The 689-nt window shown below is 69.1% G+C and carries 1 protein-coding gene; it reads right to left on the reverse strand.

What is annotated here, in order from left to right:
- Positions 1–534: HD family hydrolase (locus FAF44_RS53530; RefSeq protein ID WP_237111170.1), on the reverse strand; the 534-nt coding region annotated here is incomplete at its 3' end.
- Positions 535–689 lie beyond the last annotated feature (155 nt).

Raw genomic sequence — 689 nt, forward strand, 5'->3', positions numbered from 1 at the left:
CGTGCTCAGCGCCTCCTCGGCCAGCCGCTTGCCCGTCCGCGTGGTGATCGCGGCCAGCGAGCTGTCGATCCACCCCTGCACGTTGTGGTGGCCCTGCGCGCGGTACTCGACGGCCTGGATGAGGCACTCCAGCTTGTCGGCGTCGCGGGCGCAGACCGCCTCCAGGGTGACCTTCTCCTCGTACTCGGCCACGGCGTCGCTCACCATCCCGGCCACCTCCGGGGGCAGGCCGCGCACCTGGTCGGCGGTGACGTCCTCGTTGGCGGTGGCCTTGAGGTAACGCTTGCCGATGTACGGGATGTCGGTGATGCGGGTTTCCTGCGTGTCGTGGAACAGGCTCATGAACGCCGCCCGCTGCGGATCGCCGCCCTCCATCCCGGCGATCACCGCGGCGATGACCGCGGCCCGGAAGGAGTGCTCGGCGATGCTCTCCGGGTCGCGGACGCCGGCGACCAGCCAGCCGGTCCGCTTGTAGCGTTTGAGCAGCCCGAACTCGTACAGGAACCCCGCGAGACCCGTCGCGTCGTCCGCCACGAGGACCCCCCTCTCGTCGTGCGCAGAATCTGGTCCTTCCCGCGAAACGAATGCCGTGACCGTCGGGCGGCCCAGGAACCCGGGGTCTCTTTTCTCGACACACTCGGACAAGTACCCATACGCCGAATTCCCGCCACCCCCACGAACCCCAACGT

This window comes from Nonomuraea sp. MG754425, from assembly GCF_021699195.1.
In the GTDB taxonomy this organism is placed as follows: domain Bacteria; phylum Actinomycetota; class Actinomycetes; order Streptosporangiales; family Streptosporangiaceae; genus Nonomuraea.